The following is a 15,039-nucleotide window of genomic DNA, read 5'->3' on the forward strand; positions in this document are numbered from 1 at the left end:
CCCATGGCTACCGAAGAGACCCTCGTCCTGGTCAAGCCCGACGGCGTCGCCCGCGGACTGACCGGCGCCATCCTCGCCCGCATCGAGGCGAAGGGCTACGCGCTCGTCGACATCCGCCTCGTCGAGCCCGACCGTGAGCGCCTCGCCCAGCACTACGCCGAGCACGAGGGCAAGCCCTTCTACGAGCCGCTGCTGGAGTTCATGCTCTCGGGCCCGTCGGTCGCGATCCGGCTCGCCGGAAACCGCGTGATCGAGGGCTTCCGCTCGCTGGCCGGCACCACCGACCCGACCACGGCCGCCCCCGGCACCATCCGCGGCGACTTCGGCCGCGACTGGGGCCTCAAGGTGCAGCAGAACCTCGTGCACGGCAGCGACAGCACCGAGTCCGCCGAACGCGAACTGGCGATCTGGTTCGCCTGATCCCGGATGCCGAGATGGCCGCCGCCCCCGAGGGGGTGGCGGCCATCGTCGTCTGATCGGCCCGCGCGGCCGCACGGTCTGTCGAATCGGATCCGTGCGGCAGCGCGTCGCTCAGCTGCGCGCGACCCCGCGCCCCGCACGACGGCCGGCGGCGAGCCAGGCGACCGGCCCCAGAACGGGGACGAGCAGAATGACCACGGCCCACAGCACCACCGTCAGGGACGACAGCCGGGCCGCTCCGCGGGACAGGCTGACGATCGCCCAGACGGCGAGAGCGAACGCGACCAGTGCGACGACCGCCCACACGACGTCGTACGCGGCCGGCACCAGCGGGTTCATCGCATCCATTCCTGGAGGATAGGGCCCGCGAGGCGAGCCGCGCGACTCGGATGCCCGTCGCCGGGCCGGCGGGTCAGGGCCGCCGCGACCTCACAGCTGCGCGAGCACATCGAGCCGCAGCTGCGCGATCACCGCGATGACGGCGAAGGCCACGATGCTCATCAAGGGCACCCACACCATGAGACGGTCGGCGACCTCGCGCACCCGCGCGCCCGGAAGGACTCCCTCGCGCAGCACGTGCAGGGTCACGACGAAGAACGAGGGGATGACGACCGACCACGTCGCCATGCACCACGGGCAGAGAGTGGCCAAGACGAACAGGCTCTGCGCGATCAGCCAGATGACGAAGGTCAGCGCCAGAGCGAAGCCCAGCCAGAAGAGGGCCCAGAACCAGCGCGCGAATCGGGCGCCGGCCAGCAGCGCGACCCCGACCACGATGGGGGCGATCCACGCCGACAGTCCGATGATCGGGTTGGGGAAGCCGAACACGCTTCCCTGCGACGACTGCAGATTGGCCGAGCACTGCACGAGAACGCTGAAGTCGCACGACGCGGCGGCCGTGGGATCCATGAGCTGGTGGAACCGCTCCATCGTCAGCGAGAACGCCGCCCACCAGCCGACGATCCCGGCGAAGATGAGCCAGACCGCCGTGACGATCGGACGACGGGTCGTGACGGTTTCGCTCATGCCGCGATTCTGCCACCGCTGACTTCTCCGCCGGCTGAAGACGGCTCGTCGTCGACCTTCTGCGGGCGAAACGCGTGGTCCGTGCGATAATGAAAGCTGATGTGACCGCGGCCGCGCCGCAGGAACATCACCCAGAAGACTTCGGGCGATGACCGCCCATCGCAGCAAGCGCCACAGGCCTGCTGCAGACCGAGTGAGTTCGCGGCCCCGCCGGGTGCGGCGCCGCATGAGATTTCGCCGGGTGACGCGCGGTGTCGCCCGCTAGGGAGTATCCCCGATATGGCCGACAAGACCGACGATCAGACCCCCGCTGACCAGGTGACGCCCGAGACCGAGGCTCCGGAATCCGAGACCCTCGCGTCCGAGACGGAGGCCGCCGCGGGATTCGTGCCCCCCGTCGACGACGAAGAGGCCGCGGTGCAGGATGCCGAGCAGGCCGCCGCCGACGACGTGGCACCCCCCGCCGTGCTCGACGAGGGATCCGGCGACGCGCCGGCTCAGGCCGCCGCCGGTGACGACGTTGCCGGTGATGACGTCGCCGAGGCGAACGCCGCGAGCGTCGAGGAGCCCACCGTGGACGCCTCCGTGGCGGACCAGGGCGCCGACGCCACGGCATCCGCTGCCGAGGTCGCCGCTCCCGACGTCGCTGAGTCGGAGGCTCCGGCTCAGCCCGAGGTCGCCGCGCAGCCCGAGGCTCCCGCGCAGCCCGAGGCTCCCGCGCAGCCCGAGGTCTCCGCACAGCCCGAGGCCGCCACCGAGTCCGAGGCTCCCGCGCGTCCCACGGCCGTCTCGCTCGGACTGCTGCCCGAGGTCTTCGTCTCGGCCGTGTCGACGGCGCTGCACTTCTACGCCCCCGCGCTGCCGGCCTTCCCGGTGCGCGACGACGTCGATGACCGCGACGACCGTGACGAGCGCGACGACCGCGACGACGACGGCCCCCTCGAGCGCGGCTCCGCCAACGCCCGTCGCCGCAACCGCCGACGCGGCGGTGTCGACGTCGCCCCCGCCGAGCAGCACGAGGCCCCCGCAGCCCCGGTGCGACAGCGCGCGGTCGAGCTCATCACCGAGCCGCAGCGCATCAAGGGCTCCACGCGCCTCGAGGCGAAGAAGCAGCGTCGCCGCGATGGCCGCGAGGCCGGCCGTCGCCGCCCCGTCGTCACCGAGGCCGAGTTCCTCGCCCGTCGCGAGGCCGTCGACCGCGTGATGGTCGTGCGGTCCAAGGCCGGCCGCATCCAGATCGCCGTGCTCGAAGACAACGTGCTCGTCGAGCACTACGTCGCCCGCAACCAGGACGCCTCGCTCATCGGCAACGTCTACCTGGGTCGCGTGCAGAACGTGCTTCCCAGCATGGAGGCGGCGTTCGTCGACATCGGCCGCGGCCGCAACGCCGTGCTGTACTCCGGTGAAGTCGACTGGGACGGCGTCGAGACCAACAATCAGCCGCGTCGCATCGAGCTCGCGCTCAAGTCGGGCGACCGCGTCCTGGTGCAGGTCACCAAAGACCCCGTGGGACACAAGGGCGCCCGCCTGACGAGCCAGATCTCGCTTCCCGGCCGTTACCTCGTCTACGTGCCCAACGGCACGATGAACGGCATCTCGCGCAAGCTCCCCGACACCGAGCGCGCGCGCCTGAAGAAGATCCTCAAGGAGGTGCTCCCCGAATCGTCCGGCGTCATCGTCCGCACGGCCGCCGAGGGCGCCACCGAGGAGCAGCTCACCCTCGACGTGCAGCGCCTCACCTCGCAGTGGGAGCACGTCTCGAGCCAGATCAAGACCATCCAGGCCCCCGCTCTGCTGCACTCCGAGCCCGACCTGCTGGTCAAGATCGTGCGCGACGTCTTCAACGAGGACTTCACGCGCATGCTCATCCAGGGCGACGAGGCGCTGCAGACCATCTCGAGCTACCTCCAGGGCGTCGCCCCCGACCTGCTCGAGCGCGTCGAGAAGTACGAGGGCGAGCAGGACCCGTTCGACGCGTTCCGCGTCACCGAGCAGATCGAGAAGGCTCTCGACCGCAAGGTCTGGCTGCCCTCGGGCGGCTCGCTCGTGATCGACCGCACCGAGGCCATGACGGTCGTCGACGTCAACACCGGCAAGTTCGTCGGCTCGGGCGGCAACCTCGAAGAGACCGTCACCAAGAACAACCTCGAAGCGGCCGAAGAGATCGTGCGCCAGCTGCGCCTGCGCGACATCGGCGGCATCATCGTCGTCGACTTCATCGACATGGTGCTCGAATCCAACCGCGATCTCGTGCTGCGTCGCCTGATCGAATGCCTCAGCCGCGACCGCACGAAGCACCAGGTCGCCGAAGTCACCTCGCTCGGCCTCGTGCAGATGACCCGCAAGAAGCTCGGACTCGGCCTGCTCGAGACCTTCAGCGAGGCGTGCGACGTGTGCGCCGGTCGCGGCGTGGTCGTGCACCACGACCCCGTCGTCAAGCACCGCCCGGCCGGGAACGGCAGCAGCAACGGCGGCGGCAACACCGGCTCGTCGAACCGCCGCGGTCGCGGGGGCAACACTCCCGCGAACGGCAACGGATCGAACGGCCATGCCGCACACGGCGGTGGCGCGTCGGCCGGAGCCTCCTCCACCGGCAACGGGGGAGCGACGCCGACCGGCGGCACCCACGTGATCACCGAGGGCGTGAAGTCCGCTCTCGCTCAGATCGCGGCATCCACCGTGAAGCCGACCCTCGATGACCCCGCCGTGGTCGAGGCGGCCGTGGTCGCGTCGGTGGAGGCCGTCGTCGAGGCCCAGGCCGAGGCACCCGCACCGGTCCGCGAGAAGCGTCCGCGCAAGAAGCGCGAGCCCAAGGCGCCCCGTACCGAGAAGGACGCCCTTCTCGAGTCGGTGCTCGAGGCCCTCCCCGAGCCCAAGGCGCCCGGTCAGGGCCGCTCACGGCGCCGTGTGACGACCGCGGCGCTCACCGGCACCCCCGTCAACGCGCAGCCCTCCAGCGAGGCCTGAGTCCGCTCCCTGGTGCGTGTGGGGCCGAGACCCATCGTTCCCGACCTCGGTCGGGCGACGGGTCGCGGCCCCACACGGGTGTCAGCGGCGTTCGCGCGCCGTGATCCGCAGGCCCGAGGCTCGCAGGCGTCGAACGAGCTCCTTGCCGCCGACGTGCTGGGCTCCGGCGGCGACCAGGTCGGCGTGCCGCTCGTCGGGGATGTCGTAGTGGTCGAGATCGAACGCGCGGCGGGGGATTCCGGCCGCGGCGGCGAAGGCGTGCAGTTCGTCGAGGTCGCTGTCGCTGACCAGGTGCGCCCACAGTCGTCCGTGCGCGGGCCACTGCGGATCGTCGATCAGAATCACCATCCCGCGATCCTAGGTCGACACGCGGGCCGAATGCTTTTGCCGGATGCCGCCCGGTGAGCTAAACTTGACCCTTGGTGCGTCGCGTCCGCCCTTACTGGAGCGTGACCCCGCGGGCTTTGCTCGCCGGATCGCACCGAGACTTGGGTCGCCAGACCCTCCCGACGTCATCAGACAACCGGAGCTCCGCGCTCCCGAACGAAAACAGGTGTGAAGTGGTTTACGCAGTTGTGCGCGCCGGCGGCCGCCAGGAGAAGGTCCAGGTCGGCACGGTCGTCGTGCTCGACCGCCAGAAGGCGAAGATCGGCGAGAGCATCCAGCTGCCCGCCGTCCTGTTCGTCGACGGCGACGCGGTCACGACCGACGCCGACAAGCTCGCGAAGGTCTCGGTCACGGCCGAGGTCCTCGGCGAGGAGCGCGGTCCGAAGATCGTGATCCAGAAGTTCAAGAACAAGACCGGCTACAAGAAGCGCCAGGGCCACCGCCAGGACCTCACGCGCGTCAAGATCACCGGCATCAAGTAAGAGCCAGGAGACGCAGAGATGGCACACAAAAAGGGCGCAAGCTCCACCCGTAACGGTCGTGACTCCAACGCACAGCGCCTCGGCGTGAAGCGCTTCGGCGGTCAGGTCGTCCTCGCCGGCGAGATCATCGTCCGCCAGCGCGGCACGCACTTCCACCCCGGCGCCAACGTCGGCCGCGGTGGCGACGACACCCTGTTCGCCCTGGCCCCCGGTGCGGTTCAGTTCGGCGCCAAGGGCGGCCGCAAGGTCGTCAACATCGTCACCGCAGCAGCGGAGTAATACCGAGCGCTCAGCGCTTCAGAGGGGGTGGGCACACAGCCCGCCCCCTCTTCTTTTCTTCCCGGCACCCGCCGGTCCGTCCTGAAAGGACACTCATGGTCACCTTCGTCGACCGCGTCACCCTGCACCTCCGTGCGGGCAAGGGCGGCAACGGCTGCGTCTCGGTGCGCCGCGAGAAGTTCAAGCCTCTGGCCGGCCCCGACGGCGGCAACGGCGGCAGCGGCGGCGACGTCGTGCTCGTCGCCGACCCCCAGGTCACCACGCTGCTGTCGTACCACCACTCGCCGCATCGCACCGCCGGCAACGGTGGTTTCGGCATGGGCGACCACCGCTCGGGCGCGATGGGCGAAGACCAGGAGCTCCCCGTGCCGCTCGGCACGGTCGTGAAGGACCCCGACGGCACCGTGCTCGTCGACATGCTCACCCCGGGCATGCGCTTCATCGTCGCCCCCGGTGGTCTCGGCGGCCTCGGCAACGCCTCGCTGTCGTCGCCCAAGCGCAAGGCCCCCGGCTTCGCGCTGCTCGGAACGCCCGGCTGGGAGGGCGACGTCGTCCTCGAGCTCAAGACCGTCGCCGACATCGCCCTCGTCGGCTTCCCGTCGGCGGGAAAGTCGAGCCTCATCGCGGCCGTCTCGGCGGCGCGACCGAAGATCGCCGACTACCCCTTCACCACGCTGCACCCCAACCTGGGCGTCGTGCAGTCGGGTGATATCCGCTTCACCATCGCCGACGTCCCGGGTCTCATCGAGGGCGCGAGCGAGGGCAAGGGCCTGGGCCTGGAGTTCCTCCGCCACGTCGAACGCTGCACGGCTCTCGTGCACGTGCTCGACTGCGCCACGCTCGACCCCGGTCGCGACCCGCTCACCGACCTCGACGTCATCCTCGCCGAGCTCGGCGCCTACCCCGTGCCCGAGGGGCAGACCCCGCTCCTCGAGCGCCCGCAGATCATCGCGCTGAACAAGATCGATGTGCCCGAGGCCCGCGAGCTCGCCGACTTCGTGCGTCCCGACCTCGAGGCCCGCGGTTTCCGCGTGTTCGAGATCTCCACGGTCAGCCGCACGGGCCTGCGCGAACTCACCTTCGCCCTCGCCGACGTGGTCGAGCAGCACCGCCTGGCGTCGATCGACGAGGCTCCGGTGGAGCGCATCGTCATCCGCCCGCAGGGCACTCGCAAGGACTTCGAGATCAAGGTCGAGGGCGGTACCTACGGTCCCGTCTACCGCGTGCTCGGCGACAAGCCGGTCAAGTGGGTGCAGCAGACCGACTTCCAGAACGAAGAGGCCGTGGGCTACCTCGCCGACCGTCTCGCGCGCCTGGGCATCGAAGAGGGCCTCTTCCGCGCCGGTGCGGTCGCCGGTGCGACCGTCGTCATCGGCCCCGGCGACGGGATCGTCTTCGACTGGGAGCCCACGCTCACCTCGGCGGCCGAGCTCATGACGGCCCCCCGCGGCACCGACCCCCGTCTCGTGCAGAACCCGCGCCGCACCTCGTCGGAGCGCCGCGAGCGGTACCACGAGCGCATGGATGCCAAGGCCGAGGCCCGCGCCGAGCTCGAGACCGAGCGGCGTGCCGCCCGGGCCGTGGGCATCGGCGCCGACGGGGATCCCTCGTTGTCGTCCGCCGAGGACGAGGAGCGGTGAGCGCGACCTCCCGCTCCGCGATCCCGGGAGCCGGCCGCGTCGTGGTGAAGGTGGGCTCGTCGTCGATCAGCGGCGACGGGGCGCACCGGATCGACACGATCGTCGAGGCTCTCGCCCACGCGCGCGGCGCGGGGACCGAGGTGGTGCTCGTCTCGTCCGGGGCGATCGCGACGGCCCTGCCGTTGCTCGACCTCGGCGGCCGACCCAACGACCTGGCGACGCAGCAGGCCGCGGCCGCCGTCGGTCAGAACGTGCTCATGTGGCGCTACCAGACCTCGCTCGACCGCTTCGGCCTGCTCGCCGGGCAGGTCCTGCTCACGGCGGGCGACCTCGAGAACGCCACGCACCGTTCGAACGCGCGCCGGGCGATGGAACGGCTGCTGGGTCTCGGCATCCTGCCCATCGTCAACGAGAACGACACCGTCGCGACCCACGAGATCCGTTTCGGCGACAACGACCGGCTCGCCGCTCTCGTGGCGCAGCTGATCGGTGCCGACGCACTCGTGCTGTTGAGCGACATCGAGTGCCTGTACACGCTGCCGCCGAGCGAGCCCGGAGCGCGCCCGATCGTCGATGTGGCGTGGGGCGACGACCTGTCACAGTTCGAGTTCGGCGCCGGCGTCGTCAACGGCGTGGGGACCGGGGGAGCGGCGACCAAGGCGTCGGCCGCGAAGCTGGCCTCCACCGCCGGCGTCGGGGTGCTCGTCACCAGCGCCGACCTCGTCTCATCCGCTCTCGCGGGCGATGCGGTGGGCACCTGGTTCGCCCCGAATCCCGACCCCGTCACCCTCGCCACCGGCCCGGTGGGCGCCGTGGGCGCGCCGGTACACTGAGCGCATGACCACGATCGCCGCCTCCGTCGATGAGCGCCTGCGTCTGGCCAAAGACGCCGCGCGCGAGATCGGGCTGCTCGATTCCGAGCGCAAGACCGCTCTGCTGAACGCGGTCGCCGACGCGATCGAGGCGGCGTCCGCCGAGATCGTCGCTGCCAACGCCGACGACCTCGAACGCGGACGAGCGGATGCCATCGGCGACGCCCTCCTCGACCGCCTGCGCCTCGATGCCGGACGCGTCGCAGCCCTGGCGGCGGCGGTGCGCGATGTCGCCGGCCTGCCCGACCCCGTCGGCCGCGTGCTCGACAGCCGAACGCTCGCCAACGGACTCGCCCTCGAGAAAGTGGCGGTACCGTTCGGGGTCGTCGGGTCGATCTACGAGGCGCGCCCGAACGTCACGGTCGACATCGCCTCTCTCGCTTTGCGCTCCGGAAATGCGGTCGTGCTGCGCGGCGGTTCCGCGGCGCAGAGCACCAACGCGACCCTCGTCTCGGTCATGCGCGCGGCGCTGCAGGCCCAGGGCGTCAGCCCCGAGGCCGTGCAGAGCGTCGACGACTTCGGCCGCGACGGCGCGCGTGCGCTCATGAATGCGCGCGGACTGGTCGACGTGCTCGTGCCGCGCGGAAGCGCGTCGCTGATCGAGACGGTCGTGACCGAGTCGACCGTTCCGGTCATCGAGACCGGGGCCGGCGTGGTCCACGTCTTCCTCGACGCCACGGCCCGTGACGACTGGGCGCGCGACATCGTGCTCAACGCCAAGACCCAGCGGCCGAGCGTGTGCAACGCCGTCGAGACGGTGCTCGTCCACCGCGACGCGGCCGATCGCCTGCTGCCCGAGTTGCTGGCGTCACTGTCCGATGCCGGGGTGACCGTGCACGGCGACGACGTCACGCGGGCACACGACGCGCGCGTCGTCACCGCGACCGAAGACGACTGGGCGCGTGAGTACGGGACGCTCGACCTGGCCGTGCGTGTCGTCGACGACCTCGACGACGCCCTCGCCCACATCCGCCGTTACTCGACCCACCACACCGAGTCGATCATCACGGCCGATCAGGCCTCGGCCGACCGGTTCCTCGCCGAGGTCGACTCGGCCGTGGTCATGGTCAACGCCTCGACGCGCTTCACCGACGGGGGAGAGTTCGGCTTCGGCGCCGAAGTCGGCATCTCGACTCAGAAGCTTCACGCCCGCGGTCCCATGGGCCTCGCCGAACTCACGAGCACCAAGTGGCTCGGGCGCGGCGACGGCCAGGTCCGCGCCTGACCGCCTAAAATGGGCTGCGCGCCCCGCGCAGACCTCTCGAACGGAGCACAGATGACTTTCGTCTCACTTCTCGCCCACGCTGCAGAAGAAGGCGCCCACCACGGCGGCAACGTGCAGGCCCAGACCTTCTGGTTCGGCGCCGTCGCGTTCGTCGTGTTCGTGTCGCTGAGCCTGGTCACGCTGTCGTACCGCAACGTCGCCAACCGCCACGCGCACAAGGCCGACGCCTACACGAAGAAGCACGGGACGCCCACCCCCGAGGCGCACGGCCACTGAGGCCCACCGTATGTCGGTGACGCGCGCCCCTCGGATCGGGGTCATGGGTGGGACGTTCGATCCCATCCATCATGGTCACCTCGTCGCGGCCAGCGAGGTGGCGCAGTCGTTCGACCTCGACGAGGTCGTCTTCGTGCCCACGGGTCGCCCGTGGCAGAAGGACGACGTCACCGAGAGCGAGCACCGCTACCTCATGACGGTGATCGCGACGGCCTCGAACCCCCAGTTCACGGTGAGCCGCGTCGACATCGATCGGGAAGGCCCCACCTACACGATCGACACGCTGCGCGATCTGCAGGAGCAGCGTCCGGGAGCCGAGCTGTTCTTCATCACCGGTGCCGACGCCGTGGCGCAGATCCTGGGGTGGCGAAACCATCAGCAGCTGTGGGATCTCGCGCATTTCGTGGCCGTCTCGCGGCCCGGACACGTGCTCACCACCGAAGGCCTGCCCACCGAAAACGTGAGCCAGCTGGAGATCCCGGCGCTGTCGATCTCGTCCACAGACTGCCGCGCCCGTGTGCGCCGAGGACACCCCGTGTGGTACCTCGTGCCCGACGGCGTCGTGCAGTACATCGCGAAGCACCACCTCTACCGGAGCAATGCATGAGCACTTCCGAGAACCCCGAGACCCCCGCGCTGACCCGCCGTCAGCTGCGCGAGCTCCGCCACACCGGCGCGACGCCGATCATCGCGCCCGAGACGGATGCCGAGTCCTCGGCGCCCGCGACCGACAGCACCGCCGAGACGGCGGCGCCCGCCGAGACGGCGGCGCCCGCCGAGACGGCGGCGCCCGCCGAGACGGCGGCGCCCGCCGAGACCACGGCGTCGAGTGCACCGGTCGTCGACGATGCCGCCGCGTCCGACGCCACGGTGAACGATGCCGCTGCCGACGTCGCGGATGCCGACGTGCCTGCTGCCGAGACCCCGGCGGTCGACGACGCGGCCCCGACCGCGTTGTTCCCCACAGCGAAGTCCACCGACGAGCCCGCGCCCGCGGCATCCGGTGCCGACGACAACGCCCGCGACGACAACGCACGCGCAGACACCGCTCGTGAAGACACCGCGCGCGACGACACTCCGGCCGCCGCGCGCCCCTCGGCCTTCGAGCCTCCGTTCAGCGACCACGGCGCCGACTTCGGCGTTCCGGGACTCACGCGCCGCCAGGCGCGCGCGCAAGAGAAGATCCGCACTGCCGCGGTTCCGGTCATCACGCCCGACCTCGAGCCCGCCCTGCCGCGCCAGAACTCCCCGTTCGCTCCGCTGCCCCAGGCCGAGCCGACGCGTCCGGCGATCTTCCGCCCGTCGGCGCCCGACACCGCCGAGACGCCCGCCGCGGCCGATGACGCTCCCGGCGCGTCGGTCGTGAACCCGGCGCTCGGTTCCGAGCTGCTCGACGGCGCCAAGCCCGACGTCACCCTGCCCGACTCGTTCGACCAGCTCATCGCGCGCAACGCCTCGGCGAGCGGCGCGGTGTCGACGCCGAACGCGCTGATCCTCTCGCAGACGCCCTCGGGCGTGCCGCTGGTCGGCCCCGTCACCGCGACGGGCGAGGTCATGATCACCGGCACGTTCGAGCTACCCGAGGGCCTCGGCTCCGTCGGTCACGCCCCGGGCACGACCGACGGTCGCGACGCCGATGCCGTTCTTCTCGACGGCGAGCTCCCGCCCGCCTCGTCTCCCACCCCGATCGCGGCCAGTGCCGCCATCAGCACCGTCAAACAGCCCGGCGAAATCATTCGCCCCCCGGCGCCCGAGAAGGGGAGCAAGCTCCTCATCGGCCTCATCATCACGACCGGCGCGCTGGCGCTGGCGGTGGCCGTCACCCTCGTGCTCGCCTTCACGACAGGAGTCTTCCGATGACCGCCACCGCCAACGGACGGGAGATGGCGCAGATCGCCGCTCTCGCCGCCGACGCCAAGAGCGGCGACGACATCGTCGCCCTCGATGTCTCCGAGCCCCTTCCGCTCGTCGACATCTTCCTGCTCGTCACCGGTCGCAATGAGCGCAACGTCGCCGCGATCGCCGACGAGATCGAAGACAAGCTGCTCGAGCACGGCCACAAGCGTCTGCGCCGCGAGGGGCGTCAGGAGTCGCGCTGGGTGCTGCTCGACTTCGGCGACCTCGTGGTCCACGTCTTCCACGAGGAAGAACGTGTCTACTACGGCCTGGAGCGCCTCTGGAAGGACTGCCCCGTCGTTCCGATCGAGCTGCCGACGCCCGCGGGCGCGCCCGAGTAACGACCCCCACGACAACGCCCTCGGCCCTCACGGCCGGGGGCGTTCTGTGTGCGTGGGGCGTGTTCGCGCCGGCCCGTTCGCGCCGTGCCCGCCCGATCACTCAGCCGTAGCGTTGGCGATACCGCCGCTCGGCCGCCGCGTGCAGGGCGATCGGCAGGGTGTCGATGAGGCTCGCCGGAGTCAGGTACTGGATGCCGAGGGCCCCGGGCGCCACGAGGCGCGCCGCGTCGTCGATGAGCACGTCGACGACGCGCTCCACGAGCGTGTCGTCGAGGTCGGGGCGGGCGAGCAGCAGGTTGGCGACGCCGATGGCGGGAACCGGGGAGTCCGCGCCGTAGACGCCGGCGGGGATGGTCGTGGCCACGTACGCGTCGGGGTAGCGCTGCAGGAGCGTCGGCAGCACGGGCGTCGTGTCGAGCACCGCGATGGGGGTGCGGGCGGCGAGCTCCGCGATCTGGGGCGTCGGCACCCCGCCCGACCAGAACAGCGCGTCGATGCGGCCGCGCTCCAGATCGACGACGGCATCGCGGAGCGGCCGCTCGGTCGCCGACGCGGGCGAGAGTCCCGCGGCATCCATCACGCGGCGCGCGGTCGCGGCCGCCCCCGAGCCGGGGGCGCCCAGCGAGACGCGCGTTCCGGCGAGCTCCGCGAGCGAGCGCGGGCCGTCGGGTGCGCGGACGAGGCACTGCAGGTAGTTCTGATAGACCCGTCCGATCGCGACGACCTCACCGCTCGTCGACGCCGCTGCCGCCGAATCCGCCAGCGAGAGAGCGAGCTCCACGCGGCCCTGCGACAGGAGGGCGAGGTTGTCGACGCTGCCCTCGGTCTGCAGGGCGGTGATCTCGAACGCCCCGGAACCTCGGGCGACGTCGCTCAGCAGCTGGCCGAACTGCAGGTAGCTGCCGCCGGGTTCGCCGCAGCCCAGCGTCAGCACGGTCGGCGCGGTGGGCACGCACCCCGCCAGTACGACGGTGCCCGCCGCGGCGCCCGCCCACAGGAAGCTGCGCCGCGAGACCCCCGTCACGTTCTGTCCCAGATCAGGTGCGCCGCGAGTCCGCCCTCCTGCGAGCGCCCCAGCTCCAGCCGTCCGCCGGCGGCCCGCATGAGCTGCGCGACGATGGCGAGCCCGAGGCCGGTGCCGGTGGTGCCGCCGTCAAGACCGGCGCGCCAGAAACGCGTGCCCAGGCGCGGAAGGTGCGCGTCGTCGAGCTGAGTGCCCGAGTCCTCCACGCGCACTTCGAGGCGTCCGGCATCCTGTTCCACGCTCACCCGCACCCGCGCGCCCGCACCGGCGTACTTCGCCGCGTTGTCGAGCAGCACGTCGAGCATCTCGTCGAGGTCGGCACGGCCGCAGGGGACCACGGCCGCCGGGGAGTCATCGATGCTGAGCGTCAGTCCCGCGGCGTGCAGGCGCGCACGGTGCCGTTTCACCAGGTCGGCCGCGGTGACCGAGCATTCGCGCGGAGCGCCCTCGTCTCGGGCGTCGTCGTGACCCTGGGTTCGCGCGGCAGCGCGGTGCTCCGCGTTGGCGAGAGTCAGCATGCGTTCCACGGTGTGCTCGAGGCGATCGAGGTCGTCGTCGACGGCGGAGAGGTCGTCGGCCGCGTCACCGTCGCGGGCGAGGCCGTCCACGCGCAGTCGGATGGCGGCGAGGGGCGTCCGCAATTGGTGCGAGGCATCGGCGACGAAACCGCGCTGCTGCTCGAGGCTGTTCTCGACCTCATCGGCCATCGTCGCGAACGCCCGGCTGAGGCGGCGCAGCTCCGGCGGTCCCGAGGGACGCAGCGGTGCGGGACCGCGGTGGGCGGTGAGGTCGGCGACCGCGGAATCGAGCGCGCGCACCGGGCGCAGGATCCAGCGGGTCCACAGCAGCGAGGCGACCATGAGGGCGCTGAGCAGCAGCACCCCGATCGCGGCGATCACGGCCCACGCGCGCGAGACGTCGGCTTGCGCGCCCCGCAGGTCGACCGCGAGCACCACGACGCCGGCCGACAGATCACCGGCCGCGATCACGGGCACCGCGACGAGGGCGCTGCGGGGTCCCCAGGGGGTGACGCGGGGGAGCGACAGCTGGGGAATGGCCCGCGAAGCCGCGGTGACGAGCTGATCGACGTCGGCATCGCGGTGCAGCTCGCCCGCCGAGGCGACCGGTTCCCCGCTCTCGTCGAGGACGAGCACCGACTCCGCGTAGACCGCGTGGAAGCGCTCGAGGTAGGCCTGGAGTCCTTCGGCGTCGGACTGCACCAGCGCCGTCCGGGCACGCTGCACGACCTGGTCGAGCGCCGCGGTGCGCTGCAGGGCGAGCTGCTGCGTGCGGGAGTCGGCGAGCGACTGCGCCACGGGGATGAGCACGGCGATCACGGCGATGAGACCGAAGACGAGCAGGGGGAGCAGCACCCGCAGCTTCACGCGGCATCCTCGAGGCGGTAGCCCAGGCCGCGGATGGTCGTGATCGTCACCTCGGGGAGCTTCTGGCGCACCTGCCCCAGGTGCACGTCGAACGATCGCGACGATGCCACGTACGCGTCTCCCCAGACTTCGTCGAGGATCTGCCGACGGCTCACCGCCTGCCCCGCGCGTCGGGCGAGGGCGTACAGGATGCCGAACTCGTTGGGCGTCAGCGCGACCTCGCGGTCGGCGGCGTGCACGCGGTGGGCGTCGATGTCGATCTCGACCGACCCGACTCGCACGCGCAGGGGCTCGTCGGGCGGGCTGTAGCGACGGGTGACGGCCAGGAGCCGCGCCAACAGCTCGTGGAGGCGCACCGGCTTGACGAGGTAGTCATCGGCGCCGAGCGACAAGGCCCGGACGGTGGAGCGCTCGTCGCCGCGGGCGGTGACGACGATGACGGGGAGCTGGCTCACCTCGCGCAGTTGGCGCAGTACGTCGAGCCCGTCCATGTCTTCCAGCCCGAGATCGAGCAGCACGACCTGGGCGTCGCGATGGCGCAGCAACACGTCGCTGCCCCTCGCGACACGGGTGCACGCGTGCCCGGCGCGCGTGAGCGCCGAGACGAGCGCCGCGGCGACCGAGCCGTCGTCCTCGGCTACGAGTACGTGCATGGCCCCATCGTAGGCTCACGCGCCGGGGTCGCCCCCGGCGGCGGGCCGGGGTCAATGTAAGGCGCATGTAAGGATCTCGGGACGGGCCCCCGCGCGCCGCCACGATAACGGGATACGACTCGTCGCCGCCGCCGGGCCCCGTCTTCGACGGCGTACGAGACGAGAA

General features: G+C 71.4%; 17 protein-coding genes. 11 read left to right on the forward strand and 6 right to left on the reverse strand.

Annotated elements, in window-relative coordinates:
* Nucleotides 1–3 precede the first annotated feature (3 nt).
* Nucleotides 4–420, forward strand: coding sequence for a nucleoside-diphosphate kinase (gene ndk, locus ASG45_RS10610; protein WP_055836910.1), 417 nt, complete (start codon nucleotides 4–6; stop codon nucleotides 418–420).
* Between the two features lie 111 nt (nucleotides 421–531).
* On the opposite strand, the gene ASG45_RS10615 is transcribed toward ndk, so the two are convergent.
* On the reverse strand, nucleotides 532–768 hold the full coding sequence (locus ASG45_RS10615; RefSeq protein ID WP_055836914.1) for a PLDc N-terminal domain-containing protein: 237 nt from the start codon (nucleotides 766–768) through the stop codon (nucleotides 532–534).
* A gap of 81 nt (nucleotides 769–849) precedes the next feature.
* Nucleotides 850–1,446 (reverse strand): vitamin K epoxide reductase family protein, encoded by a 597-nt coding sequence (locus ASG45_RS10620; RefSeq protein WP_055836918.1) that lies wholly within the window; start codon nucleotides 1,444–1,446, stop codon nucleotides 850–852.
* A 279-nt stretch (nucleotides 1,447–1,725) separates the two neighbouring features.
* On the opposite strand from ASG45_RS10620, the gene ASG45_RS10625 reads away from it, so the two are divergent.
* On the forward strand, nucleotides 1,726–4,413 hold the full coding sequence (locus tag ASG45_RS10625) for an Rne/Rng family ribonuclease (protein WP_055836920.1): 2,688 nt from the start codon (nucleotides 1,726–1,728) through the stop codon (nucleotides 4,411–4,413).
* Between the two features lie 81 nt (nucleotides 4,414–4,494).
* Here ASG45_RS10625 and ASG45_RS10630 read toward each other — a convergent pair whose 3' ends face one another.
* Complete coding sequence (locus tag ASG45_RS10630) at nucleotides 4,495–4,761, reverse strand: DUF4031 domain-containing protein (RefSeq protein WP_055836923.1); 267 nt, start codon at nucleotides 4,759–4,761, stop codon at nucleotides 4,495–4,497.
* 212 nt (nucleotides 4,762–4,973) lie between these two features.
* On the opposite strand from ASG45_RS10630, the gene rplU reads away from it, so the two are divergent.
* From rplU to rsfS, 9 genes are all read left to right on the forward strand, one after another.
* Nucleotides 4,974–5,282 (forward strand): 50S ribosomal protein L21, encoded by a 309-nt coding sequence (gene rplU, locus ASG45_RS10635; RefSeq protein ID WP_055836929.1) that lies wholly within the window; start codon nucleotides 4,974–4,976, stop codon nucleotides 5,280–5,282.
* A gap of 18 nt (nucleotides 5,283–5,300) precedes the next feature.
* Entirely contained in the window at nucleotides 5,301–5,561 is a 261-nt protein-coding gene (rpmA, locus tag ASG45_RS10640; protein WP_055836932.1) for a 50S ribosomal protein L27, read from the forward strand.
* 95 nt (nucleotides 5,562–5,656) lie between these two features.
* Complete coding sequence (gene obgE, locus ASG45_RS10645; protein WP_055836935.1) at nucleotides 5,657–7,201, forward strand: GTPase ObgE; 1,545 nt, start codon at nucleotides 5,657–5,659, stop codon at nucleotides 7,199–7,201.
* Nucleotides 7,198–8,034 (forward strand): glutamate 5-kinase, encoded by an 837-nt coding sequence (gene proB / locus ASG45_RS10650; RefSeq protein WP_055836938.1) that lies wholly within the window; start codon nucleotides 7,198–7,200, stop codon nucleotides 8,032–8,034. Before obgE ends, proB begins: the two co-directional genes overlap by 4 nt.
* A 4-nt stretch (nucleotides 8,035–8,038) precedes the next feature.
* Complete coding sequence (locus tag ASG45_RS10655; protein WP_055836941.1) at nucleotides 8,039–9,298, forward strand: glutamate-5-semialdehyde dehydrogenase; 1,260 nt, start codon at nucleotides 8,039–8,041, stop codon at nucleotides 9,296–9,298.
* Nucleotides 9,299–9,349: 51 nt separating this feature from the next.
* Nucleotides 9,350–9,574, forward strand: a complete 225-nt coding sequence (locus tag ASG45_RS10660) for a hypothetical protein (protein WP_055836944.1) — start codon at nucleotides 9,350–9,352, stop codon at nucleotides 9,572–9,574.
* A 10-nt stretch (nucleotides 9,575–9,584) separates the two neighbouring features.
* The gene (nadD, locus tag ASG45_RS10665; RefSeq protein ID WP_055836947.1) at nucleotides 9,585–10,181 is read left to right on the forward strand and encodes a nicotinate-nucleotide adenylyltransferase; all 597 of its coding nucleotides are present in this window, start codon (nucleotides 9,585–9,587) and stop codon (nucleotides 10,179–10,181) included.
* Complete coding sequence (locus tag ASG45_RS10670; protein ID WP_055836950.1) at nucleotides 10,178–11,434, forward strand: hypothetical protein; 1,257 nt, start codon at nucleotides 10,178–10,180, stop codon at nucleotides 11,432–11,434. Before nadD ends, ASG45_RS10670 begins: the two co-directional genes overlap by 4 nt.
* Nucleotides 11,431–11,811 (forward strand): ribosome silencing factor, encoded by a 381-nt coding sequence (gene rsfS / locus ASG45_RS10675; RefSeq protein WP_055836953.1) that lies wholly within the window; start codon nucleotides 11,431–11,433, stop codon nucleotides 11,809–11,811. The genes ASG45_RS10670 and rsfS overlap by 4 nt, the downstream gene beginning before the upstream one ends.
* Nucleotides 11,812–11,911: 100 nt before the next feature.
* On the opposite strand, the gene ASG45_RS10680 is transcribed toward rsfS, so the two are convergent.
* From ASG45_RS10680 to ASG45_RS10690, 3 genes are read right to left on the reverse strand one after another with little or no spacing between them, the layout of a single operon-like run.
* Nucleotides 11,912–12,835 (reverse strand): TAXI family TRAP transporter solute-binding subunit, encoded by a 924-nt coding sequence (locus ASG45_RS10680; protein WP_055836955.1) that lies wholly within the window; start codon nucleotides 12,833–12,835, stop codon nucleotides 11,912–11,914.
* Nucleotides 12,832–14,220 carry a sensor histidine kinase gene (locus tag ASG45_RS10685; protein ID WP_055836958.1) on the reverse strand — a complete coding sequence of 463 codons (1,389 nt, stop codon included), beginning with the start codon at nucleotides 14,218–14,220 and terminating at the stop codon, nucleotides 12,832–12,834. Before ASG45_RS10685 ends, ASG45_RS10680 begins: the two co-directional genes overlap by 4 nt.
* Complete coding sequence (locus ASG45_RS10690) at nucleotides 14,217–14,873, reverse strand: response regulator transcription factor (RefSeq protein ID WP_055836961.1); 657 nt, start codon at nucleotides 14,871–14,873, stop codon at nucleotides 14,217–14,219. The genes ASG45_RS10685 and ASG45_RS10690 overlap by 4 nt, the downstream gene beginning before the upstream one ends.
* Nucleotides 14,874–15,039: the final 166 nt, after the last annotated feature.

It is taken from the genome of Microbacterium sp. Leaf436, assembly GCF_001424715.1.
Classification (GTDB): domain Bacteria; phylum Actinomycetota; class Actinomycetes; order Actinomycetales; family Microbacteriaceae; genus Microbacterium.